Origin of the sequence: Streptomyces sp. ICN903 (assembly GCF_022015835.1) — a bacterium.
GTDB classification, from domain to species: Bacteria; Actinomycetota; Actinomycetes; order Streptomycetales; family Streptomycetaceae; genus Streptomyces; species Streptomyces fenghuangensis.
Genome location: NZ_JAKMAY010000234.1, coordinates 1 through 9,077, shown reverse-complemented (window position 1 = coordinate 9,077; position 9,077 = coordinate 1). Strand labels below are relative to the sequence as shown.

The 9,077-nt window shown below is 71.9% G+C and carries 11 protein-coding genes and 1 tRNA gene; 8 read left to right on the top strand and 4 right to left on the bottom strand.

Annotated elements, in window-relative coordinates:
• Both L7D48_RS21310 and L7D48_RS21305 read right to left on the bottom strand, forming a co-directional pair.
• Nucleotides 1-936: serine/threonine-protein kinase (locus L7D48_RS21310; protein ID WP_237881430.1), on the bottom strand; the 936-nt coding region annotated here is incomplete at its 3' end.
• Between the two features lie 65 nt (nucleotides 937-1,001).
• A complete protein-coding gene (locus L7D48_RS21305) occupies nucleotides 1,002-1,553 on the bottom strand; it encodes a DNA-binding protein (RefSeq protein ID WP_206347342.1) in 552 nt (183 codons plus the stop codon).
• Nucleotides 1,554-1,683: 130 nt separating this feature from the next.
• Between L7D48_RS21305 and L7D48_RS21300 the strand changes: the two genes are divergently transcribed.
• Nucleotides 1,684-1,756, top strand: a tRNA-Ala gene (locus L7D48_RS21300).
• A 144-nt stretch (nucleotides 1,757-1,900) separates the two neighbouring features.
• On the opposite strand, the gene L7D48_RS21295 is transcribed toward L7D48_RS21300, so the two are convergent.
• Nucleotides 1,901-2,563 (bottom strand): DUF5324 family protein, encoded by a 663-nt coding sequence (locus L7D48_RS21295; protein ID WP_374493137.1) that lies wholly within the window; start codon nucleotides 2,561-2,563, stop codon nucleotides 1,901-1,903.
• Nucleotides 2,564-2,880: 317 nt separating this feature from the next.
• On the opposite strand from L7D48_RS21295, the gene L7D48_RS21290 reads away from it, so the two are divergent.
• Nucleotides 2,881-3,408, top strand: coding sequence for a peptidylprolyl isomerase (locus L7D48_RS21290; RefSeq protein WP_237881428.1), 528 nt, complete (start codon nucleotides 2,881-2,883; stop codon nucleotides 3,406-3,408).
• A gap of 221 nt (nucleotides 3,409-3,629) precedes the next feature.
• Nucleotides 3,630-4,520 (top strand): rhomboid family intramembrane serine protease, encoded by an 891-nt coding sequence (locus L7D48_RS21285; RefSeq protein ID WP_237881426.1) that lies wholly within the window; start codon nucleotides 3,630-3,632, stop codon nucleotides 4,518-4,520.
• 342 nt (nucleotides 4,521-4,862) lie between these two features.
• On the opposite strand, the gene crgA is transcribed toward L7D48_RS21285, so the two are convergent.
• Entirely contained in the window at nucleotides 4,863-5,120 is a 258-nt protein-coding gene (crgA, locus tag L7D48_RS21280; protein WP_237881424.1) for a cell division protein CrgA, read from the bottom strand.
• Nucleotides 5,121-5,286: 166 nt separating this feature from the next.
• On the opposite strand from crgA, the gene L7D48_RS21275 reads away from it, so the two are divergent.
• The 5 genes from L7D48_RS21275 (at nucleotide 5,287) to L7D48_RS21255 (ending at nucleotide 8,995) form a co-directional block, all read left to right on the top strand.
• Nucleotides 5,287-6,024 carry a DUF881 domain-containing protein gene (locus tag L7D48_RS21275; RefSeq protein WP_237881422.1) on the top strand — a complete coding sequence of 246 codons (738 nt, stop codon included), beginning with the start codon at nucleotides 5,287-5,289 and terminating at the stop codon, nucleotides 6,022-6,024.
• Between the two features lie 123 nt (nucleotides 6,025-6,147).
• The gene (locus L7D48_RS21270; protein WP_206347339.1) at nucleotides 6,148-6,333 is read left to right on the top strand and encodes a hypothetical protein; all 186 of its coding nucleotides are present in this window, start codon (nucleotides 6,148-6,150) and stop codon (nucleotides 6,331-6,333) included.
• Complete coding sequence (locus L7D48_RS21265) at nucleotides 6,330-6,959, top strand: aminodeoxychorismate/anthranilate synthase component II (RefSeq protein WP_237881420.1); 630 nt, start codon at nucleotides 6,330-6,332, stop codon at nucleotides 6,957-6,959. Before L7D48_RS21270 ends, L7D48_RS21265 begins: the two co-directional genes overlap by 4 nt.
• Complete coding sequence (locus tag L7D48_RS21260) at nucleotides 6,956-8,212, top strand: class E sortase (RefSeq protein WP_237881418.1); 1,257 nt, start codon at nucleotides 6,956-6,958, stop codon at nucleotides 8,210-8,212. Before L7D48_RS21265 ends, L7D48_RS21260 begins: the two co-directional genes overlap by 4 nt.
• A gap of 42 nt (nucleotides 8,213-8,254) precedes the next feature.
• The gene (locus L7D48_RS21255; RefSeq protein WP_237881416.1) at nucleotides 8,255-8,995 is read left to right on the top strand and encodes a class E sortase; all 741 of its coding nucleotides are present in this window, start codon (nucleotides 8,255-8,257) and stop codon (nucleotides 8,993-8,995) included.
• Nucleotides 8,996-9,077: the final 82 nt, after the last annotated feature.

Genomic DNA, 9,077 nt, shown 5'->3' with positions numbered 1-9,077 from the left:
GTCCCCCGGGTCCCCGGTGCCCCCGGGGGGCCGGGCCTCCTGCGGGCCCTCCCGGTCCTCCGGCCCGTCCGGCCCGAACCCCGGCGGCAGCGGACCGATCTGGTCGAAGACCTCCACGGCCTCCTGCTCCGCCGTGGCGTCCGCCGACAGCAGCTCCGCGGCGGACGCCAGCGCCCTGCGCACGCCCGTCGCCGTACGGAAGCGGGCTTCCGGATCGGGGTGCAGCAGGGTGCCCAGCACCTGCCACAGCGGCTCGGGTATGTCCTGCGGCGCGGGCGGCACTCCGTGGACGTACGCCTCCACCAGCGCCTGGGAGTCGGGCTTCCGGCCGGTCAGCAGGTACAGCGCCACCAGCCCGACCGCGTACAGGTCGGCGGGGAAGTCCGGCTCGGCGCCCATCAGCTGCTCGGGGGCGAAGTAGCCGGGGGTGCCGACCACGTAGTCGGCCTCGGTCAGCCGCGGTTCGCCCTTGCGCATCGAGATGCCGAAGTCGGACAGCCGCAGATGGGGCCGGCCGGTGCCGGTGGCCTCCAGCAGGATGTTGGCGGGCTTGATGTCGCGGTGCACCACGTCCTCGGCGTGCACCGCGGAGAGCCCCGAGAGCAACTGGTCGAGCAGTGTGCACACATACGCCGGGGGCAGGGGGCCGTAGTCGCCGATGAGGTGCGCGAGCGACCCGCCGCGGACCAGGTCCATGGTGAACAGGACCTTGTCGTCGTCGGCGGCCCAGCTCGAAGGGGCCAGGACGTGGGGGTGGTCGATGCGCAGCGCCTGCTCGCGGACGAACCGCAGCAGGGTGTGCGCGTCGCTCTGCTGGAGGACCTTGGCGGCCACGTAGCGCCTGCGCCGGTGGTCCCAGGTGCGCCAGACCGCGCCCACGCCGCCGCGTCCGATCGGGTCGACCAGTTCGTACCGACCCGCGAAGACCTCGCCCATCGCGCTGTGCCCGCCTCGTCCCTGTACCCGTCGGTTGCCCGTCCCGCCGGCCGCCGCCGCCGTTCTCAGGCCTGGTGCGCCTCGTAGTGCCGGACCGCGTCGGCGGTCTTGCCCGCGCCGTACACCCTCAGGAACTCTGCCAGCTCCGGGTGGCTTTCGGCGAGGGAGTCGGAGGCATCGATGATGTCGGCCGCGTCCGCGACCGAGCGCAGCAGCGCCTGGATCTCGCGCACGACGCGCTTGACGGTCGTGGCCTGGCCGCCGGAGGGGGTGACGTGGGTGGAGGAGGTCAGCACGTTGCCGCCGGCGGTGCGGCGGATCTCGTCCATGCGCTGGGTGGCCTCGGCCGCGGTGACGGTGCCCTTGCTGACCTCGGCGGCCAGTTCCTGCAGCGCCTGGACCCGCTGGACGACGGCGGGGTTGCCGATCTTCGCCCGCTGGCCGCTCATCAGCTGGGAGAGCATGGGGGCCGAGAGGCCGAGCACCGTGGCCAGCCGTGCCTGGTTGAGGCCGAGGTCGTCGATGAGCCGGCGGAAGAGGGTGCCCAGCGGTTCGCCGTACCACTGGCTCTGCAGTTCCCTCGCCCGGGCGGTCGCCTCCTGCTGTGCTGCGTCCATCGCTCTCTCCCCTGATCTCCCCGGGTCCGCTTCGCTGGAGCGAACTTCCGGAGCATCCTACGGAGGCGGCGCACGCGGAGCGATACCCGGTCGGAACCAACCCGGGGCATTGGGTACTCTGTTCCATGGCGGGGCTTTAGCTCAGTTGGTAGAGCGCTGTCTTTGCATGGCAGATGTCAGGGGTTCGACTCCCCTAAGCTCCACACCACACAGGCCCGGTGCCGCGGAATCCACGGATTCCGCGGCACCGGGCCTGCTGCGTGCCGTGCCGCTTCGTGCGGCTCCCCGCGGCTCCCGTGAGGTGCGCGACGGGCCGCCCGCCGGAGGGAGGGCGGACGCCGGAGCCTTCAGCGTTCCTCGTCCGACGGGGCGGCCTCCGAGGAGGTGCCCTGGGTGTCGGTCTGGGCGGCCGTCGCTCCGGCCCCGGCCTTCGGCTCGGCGGACCCGGTGCCCTCCATGACGGCGGCGTCCTCGCCGACCTCGGTGGCGGCCGGGGGCTCGACCAGCCAGTCGGGGCTGGACTGCTTCTCCCACCACTTCCAGACGGCCGCCACACCGCCGGCGACGACACCGACCACCATCAGCCGCTTGAACGCCCGGCCCCTGCGTGCCCGGCGGGCCTTGCGCCGCGCGAGCTTGCGGATGTCCTGGGCGGTCAGCTCGCCGCGCAGCGCGGCGACGGCCGCGGTGGAGCGGGCCATCGCCGCCTCCCGTACCGGGCCGGCCGCGGCGCGGGCGGCCTCGACGCGGGGGGCCGCGTACTCACTCGCCGTACGCGCCGCCTCGCGGGTGCGGTGGGCGGCTCGGGCGGCGGCCATGTCGACCGCGGGAGGCAGGGTCTCGCGGGCTTGCTCCAGCCGCGGCGCGACACGGGCGGCGTACTGTCCGCGCACCGTGGACCGGGCCTGTCCGGCCGCGAGGGCCACCTTCGGCGCCACCGCTTCCGCGGCGTGCCGCACGGTCTCCCTCGCGTTGTCGGTCGCGCTGCGCACGCTGTCCATGCGGGTCACGGGATCTCCTCCTCGTCGGTGGCGTGTGTCTTCCGCCTTCCACCCATGGTGAAGATCATGCCTTCACAACAGTGTCGAGGCATGTCTCAACGGGCATACGGGCTATGACGTATTTCCGGCTTTCGTTCCGGTGAAGACCCTTCGGTCCTTTCCGTCCTCCTCGTCGTCCACGCCTTCCCGTGGCTTCCGTGCCTCGCGTGGTCCACACGGTTCACCGGGTTTCCCGCGACCCGTCCGGCCGGACCCCGCCGAACGGCGCCGGGGGTCCGGCTGTGCGAGGATCGGGGGGTTCCGAAAGTGCAGACGGAAGGTAGACCGTGGCCGAGCAGCTCTACGCCACCCTGAAGACCAACCAGGGCGACATCACCATCCGGCTCTTCCCGGACCATGCGCCGAAGACGGTCAAGAACTTCGTCGAACTCGCCGAGGGCAAGCGCGAGTGGACCCACCCGGCCACCGGGAAGAAGTCCACGGACCGGCTGTACGACGGCACGGTCTTCCACCGGGTGATCAGCGGCTTCATGATCCAGGGCGGAGACCCGCTGGGCAACGGCACCGGCGGCCCGGGCTACGAGTTCGGTGACGAGTTCCACCCGGACCTGGCCTTCAACAAGCCGTACCTGTTGGCGATGGCCAACGCCGGCCCGGGCACCAACGGGTCGCAGTTCTTCATCACCGTCGCCCCGACGGCCTGGCTGACCGGCAAGCACACCATCTTCGGCGAGGTCGCCGACGAGGCGGGGCAGCGGGTCGTCGACGCCATCGCGGCCGCCCCGACCAACCAGCGCACCGACCGTCCGCTGCAGGACGTCGTGATCGAGTCGGTGGTCGTCGAGAAGCGCTGAGAAGCGCCGGGCAGCGCCGGGCAGCGCCGGCCGGAGCCGGCCCCGGATCCCGGCCGCCGGGGGCGCGGCCTGTTGCGCGCCGCGCGGCCGGGCCGTCCGACGGGAACCCGCCGCCTTCTTCGTCCGTAGGACGAAGGGGGCGGTGTTCTCCGTCTTCGTGGGTATGCCACCGCCGTGGGCGGGGTGTGCCGTGTCCGTCGTGAGGGGGCGTTGAGGTGGCCATGGAGGAGCAGCAGGACGGTGGGCGGCCGGCGATGTCGCGCTGCTACCGGCACCCGGACCGGGAGACCGGCATCTCCTGCGCCCGCTGCGACCGGCCGATCTGCCCCGAGTGCATGATCCCGGCCTCGGTCGGCTACCAGTGCCCCGAGTGCGTGCGCGGCGGTTCCGGTACGGGCCGCGCCGCGGGCGACGCCCGGCCGCGCACCCTGGCGGGCGGCACCGTCGCCGCCGACCAGCGCCTGGTCACCAAGGTGCTGCTGGGGATCAACGTGGCGGTGTTCTTCGCCGTGCTCGCCGCCGACGACCGCTCGCTGCTCGGCGCGCTGACGATGCTGGGCTACGCCTACGATCCGGCGGCGGCGGACTGGGTCGGGGTCGCGGACGGCGAGTGGCACCGCATGCTGACCTCCGCCTTCCTGCACCAGGAGATCTGGCACATCGGCTTCAACATGCTGGCGCTGTGGTGGCTCGGGCCGCAGCTGGAGGCGGCGCTGGGCCGCTGGCGCTTCCTGGCGCTGTATCTGCTGTCCGCGCTGGGCGGCAGCGCGCTGACGTATCTGCTCGCCGCGCAGAACCAGGAGTCGCTGGGCGCCTCGGGCGCGATCTACGGGCTGTTCGGCGCCACCGCCGTGCTGGTGCGGCGGATGCGGTACGACATGCGTCCCATCCTGGTGCTGCTGGCGATCAACCTGTTCATCACCTTCAGGGTGCCGAACATCGCCTGGGAGGCGCACATCGGCGGCCTGGTGGTGGGGGCGGTCATCGCCTACGCGATGGTGTACGCCCCGCGTGCCCGGCGCGCGCCGGCGCAGTACGGGACGATGGCCGCGGTGCTGCTGGCGATCGCGGTCGTCTGCGTGGTCCGCACGGTGGAACTGCTCGGCCGCTGACCGGGGGTCGCCGGCCGCGGGTCGTCGACGGTCGGCTGTTGCGTGCGAAGCTGTGGCCAGAGGTTATCCACAGCAGGTGACCGATCTTGTGCACGGTGTGGGCGGCCGTCGGCGCGGGATCCCGGCGGCCGCGCGCATGGGCGTTTCCCCAGGGTGACGAGGGTCGAACCCACTCGTCCACCGAGGGTCACCGGTCATAACGACAGACAGGCTGAAGAAGTTATCCACAGATCTTCTGAAGTTTTCCCAGGGCTGTGGAAGACCTGTGGATAACGCTGCCTCGGGGTGGATACGGCCCGGTCGTGACGGGGTGCGGCGGGTCGTGGCGGGGCGTGGAGGCGGCTACTTCCACTGTGTGGAGACGACGAACCCCGCCGCGATGAAACCGAAGCCCACCACGATGTTCCAGTTGCCGAGCGACTGGACCGGCAGATCACCCGTCGTCACGTAGAAGACGACGATCCATGCGAGCCCGATCAGGAACAGCGCCAGCATCAGCGGCGCGACCCAGCTCCGCCCCGTGGTGAGGCTGATGTTCGCGGCCTTCTTCGCCGGCGGCGGCGTGAACTCGTCCTTCTTGCGGATCCGTGACTTCGGCACGAGGGACTCTCCTGTCGATGCGCTGCGTGACCGCGCGGGCCTGTTCGTGATGGCCCTTCCCCGGCGGCCGGAGCCCGGTTCGGAATCCGGGTGGAGGCCGGGGAGGGGACGATTCCTGATTCCGCTAGCGTAGTACTTCCGCGTGCTGGAGGGAGACAAGGGTAAGGTGACCGATTCCCGCTTCCGTCCCGTCCGGCTCGCCACGGCGGGCGTCTTCGCCCTCGCCGGCTTCCTCTTCTGGGTCAGCTTCAACACCGCCCAGGGCACCGACCTGCGCACCGACGACTCGATGCTGCGGCTGTCCGACCTCATCGAGGCCCGCAGCGACGACATCGAGGAGCTGAACGGGTCCGTGGGAGCCCTGCGCCGGGAGGTCGACGCCCTCGCCCGGCGCGACAGCGGCAGCACCGAGAGCGAGAAACGCGTCTTCGAGGAGCTGGAGCGGACCGCGGGGACGAAGAAGCTCTCCGGCTCCGGCCTCACCGTCACCCTCGACGACGCCCCGCCCGACGCCACCGCCCGCATGCCCGGCATCCCCGAGCCCCAGCCCAACGACCTCGTCGTCCACCAGCAGGACCTCCAGGCCGTGGTCAACGCGCTGTGGGCGGGCGGGGCCGAGGGCATGAAGGTCATGGACCAGCGGCTGATCTCCACCAGCGCGGTGCGCTGCGTGGGCAACACCCTGATCCTCCAGGGCCGCCTGTACTCCCCGCCGTACACCGTCACCGCCGTCGGCGACCCCGACCGGATGCGCGAGGCGCTGGACGCCGCCCCCGCCGTCCGCAACTACCGGGAGTACGTCGACGCCTACGGCTTGGGCTGGTCGGTCGACGAGCACGACGAGGTGACCCTCCCCGGCTACTCGGGCTCGGTCGACCTGACCCGGAGCACGCCGGTGGACTAGGCGGCCGACGGCCCGCGGCCGGGCCGCGGGTGGCCTGCGACGCATTGCGGGACTTGTGCCTCCCGCCGGGCCCGCGTACCCGTACTCTGGTTGCGCGAGTAACAGAAGGGACGGCTACACGGCATGTACGGCTGGATCTGGCGGCATCTGCCGGGCAACACGCTCGTACGGGCGCTGCTCTCGCTCGTGCTGGCCCTGGCGGTTGTCTACGTTCTCTTCCAGTACGTCTTCCCCTGGGCGGAGCCCCTGCTCCCGTTCAGCGATGTGACGGTCGACGAGGGACGGGCCGGATCGGGGCAGGGACGATGAGCGCGCGCATCCTGGTCGTCGACAACTACGACAGCTTCGTCTTCAACCTCGTCCAGTACCTCTACCAGCTCGGCGCCGAGTGCGAGGTGCTCCGCAACGACGAGGTCCGCCCCGAGCACGCGCGGGACTCCTTCGACGGTGTGCTGCTCTCCCCCGGGCCGGGCACGCCCGAGGAGGCCGGGGTCTGCGTCGAGATGGTCCGGCACTGCGCCGCGAGCGGCGTGCCGGTCTTCGGCGTCTGCCTGGGCATGCAATCCATGGCCGTGGCCTACGGCGGTGTGGTGGACCGGGCGCCGGAGCTGCTGCACGGCAAGACGTCGCCGGTCAGCCATGGCGACGGCGGTGTCTTCGCCGGGCTGCCCTCCCCCTTCACCGCCACCCGCTACCACTCGCTCGCCGTCGAGCCCGCCACCGTCCCGGCGGAGCTGGAGGTCACCGCCTGGACGGAGACGGGTGTGGTCATGGGGCTGCGTCACCGTGAACTGCCCGTGGAGGGCGTGCAGTTCCACCCCGAGTCGGTGCTCACCGAGTGGGGCCACCTGATGCTCGCCAACTGGCTCGCGGAGTGCGGTGACACCGGCGCCGTGGAGCGCTCGCGGGGGTTGGCCCCCGTGGTCGGGGCGTGACGGCCCTGCGTCCGGAGGGCACCCACGGGGCTGACCCGCTCGCCGGGCGCCACCGGGCCGGCCCGCCCGCCGACGCCTACGCCCACCCCGACGCCTACGCCGAGCAGGTCGAGCAGCAGGCCTTCGAGGCCGCGGTGGGGCGGCTCGCCGATCCGCTGAACGATCCGCTGCCGGGGCAGGAGCCGGTGCGGAGGGAGGAGCGGCCGCAGGCGTACGCGCCCCACGCGCCGTACACCGGACCGCACGCGCCCGGCGCCGGTCCCTACCCGGAGGCGTACCGGTCGGTCGCCCCCGAGCCGGCTCCCGGGCCCGCACCGGCTCCCGGGCCCGCACCGGCTCCCGGGCCCGCACCGGCCCCGGCCCTCGACGACGAGACGATGGCGCTGCGGCAGGCGCATCTCCCGGCGGACGAGACGATGGCGCTGCGCCGGGTGGCGGCTCCGTCCCCGGCGCGGCACGAGGAGTCCCCCGCCTCCGGGCCCGCCTCCGCGGCCGATTCCGCCCCGGAGACCGGCGCACCCCGGCCCGGCGGCCGTGCCGCCCGCCGCCGCGCGGCACGGGCGAGCCGGGAGAGCCCGATGGTGGTCGCCAGCCGGGTCCTCGGAGAGCTGTTCATCACCCTCGGCGTGGTGATGCTGCTGTTCGTCTCCTACCAGCTGTGGTGGACGAACGTGATCGCCAACCACCAGGCGGGCGACGAGACGAAGAAGCTGGAGCAGCGCTGGGGCGAGAAGGGGGACGAGGACAGCCGCGACCCCGGCGCCTTCTCCGCCGGCGAGGGCTTCGCGATCATGCACATCCCCAAGCTGGACGTGAAGGTGCCCGTCGCCGAGGGGGTGGACGAGGACGGCGTCCTCGACCGGGGCATGGTCGGCCACTACGGCGAGGAGCCCCTGAAGACGGCGATGCCCTGGGACGAGAAGGGCAACTTCGCGGTGGCCGGGCACCGCAACACCCACGGCGAGCCGTTCCGCTACATCAACAAGCTCGACCCGGGCGACCCGATCGTGGTGGAGACCAAGGACACCTACTACGTCTACGAGATGGCCAACCGCCTCGACTCCACCCTGCCCTCGAACGTCAGCGTCATCGACCCCGTCCCCGAGGGATCGGGGTTCACCGGGCCGGGGCGGTACATCACCCTGACCACCTGCACGCCCGAGTTCACCTCGAAGTACCGGATGATCGTCTGGGGGAAGCTGGCCGAGGAGCGTCCGCGCAGCGAGGGGAAGCCGGACGCTCTCGTCCGATAACCTGCGCACAGGAACTGCGGAGGGGAACGGGCGGTGCGTCGGGTGGCAGCGATCGACCAGGACAACGGTTCGCGGACGGATCCGCCGCCCGCACCCCGCCGCCGGCGCTCCTGGCTCCCGGCCGTCGTCAGCCTGCTGGGCGAACTGCTGATCACCGCCGGTGTGGTGCTGGGTCTCTTCGTCGCCTACTCGCTGTGGTGGACGAACGTGCTCGCCAACCGCGAGGCCGAGCGCGACGGCAACGAGGTGCGCGAGAGCTGGGCGAAGGACGGGCCGGGCGGCGAGGGGAAGAAGGAGTACGAGGGCGGGGACGGCGTCGGCTTCCTCCATGTGCCGTCCATGGGCGGCGAGGTGCTGATCAAGAAGGGCACCGACACCGAGGAGCTGAACAAGGGCGTCGCCGGCTACTACACCGATCCCGTGGAGGCCGCGCCGCCGTGGGAGGGCGAGGGGAACTTCTCGCTGGCCGCGCACCGCGACGGCCACGGCGCCAAGTTCCACGACATCCACAAGATCGACAAGGGCGACCCGATCGTGGTGGAGACCGAGGACACCTGGTACGTCTACAAGGTCTACGAGACGCTCCCCAAGACCTCCAAGTACAACGTCGGCGTGCTGGCGGACATCCCCGAGGAGTCCGGGAAGAAGAAACCCGGCCGGTACATCACCCTGACGACCTGCACCCCCATCCTCACCTCCGACTACCGCTACATCGTCTGGGGCGAGCTGGTGCGCACCGAGAAGGTGGACGAGCAGCGCACCCCGCCGAAGGAGCTGCGCTGAGCGGTAGGCGCTGAGCGGTGGCCGAGCGGTGGGATCCCGGCCGCCGCAGCTACCGCCCGCGGCACCACCGCCCCGCCGGCCC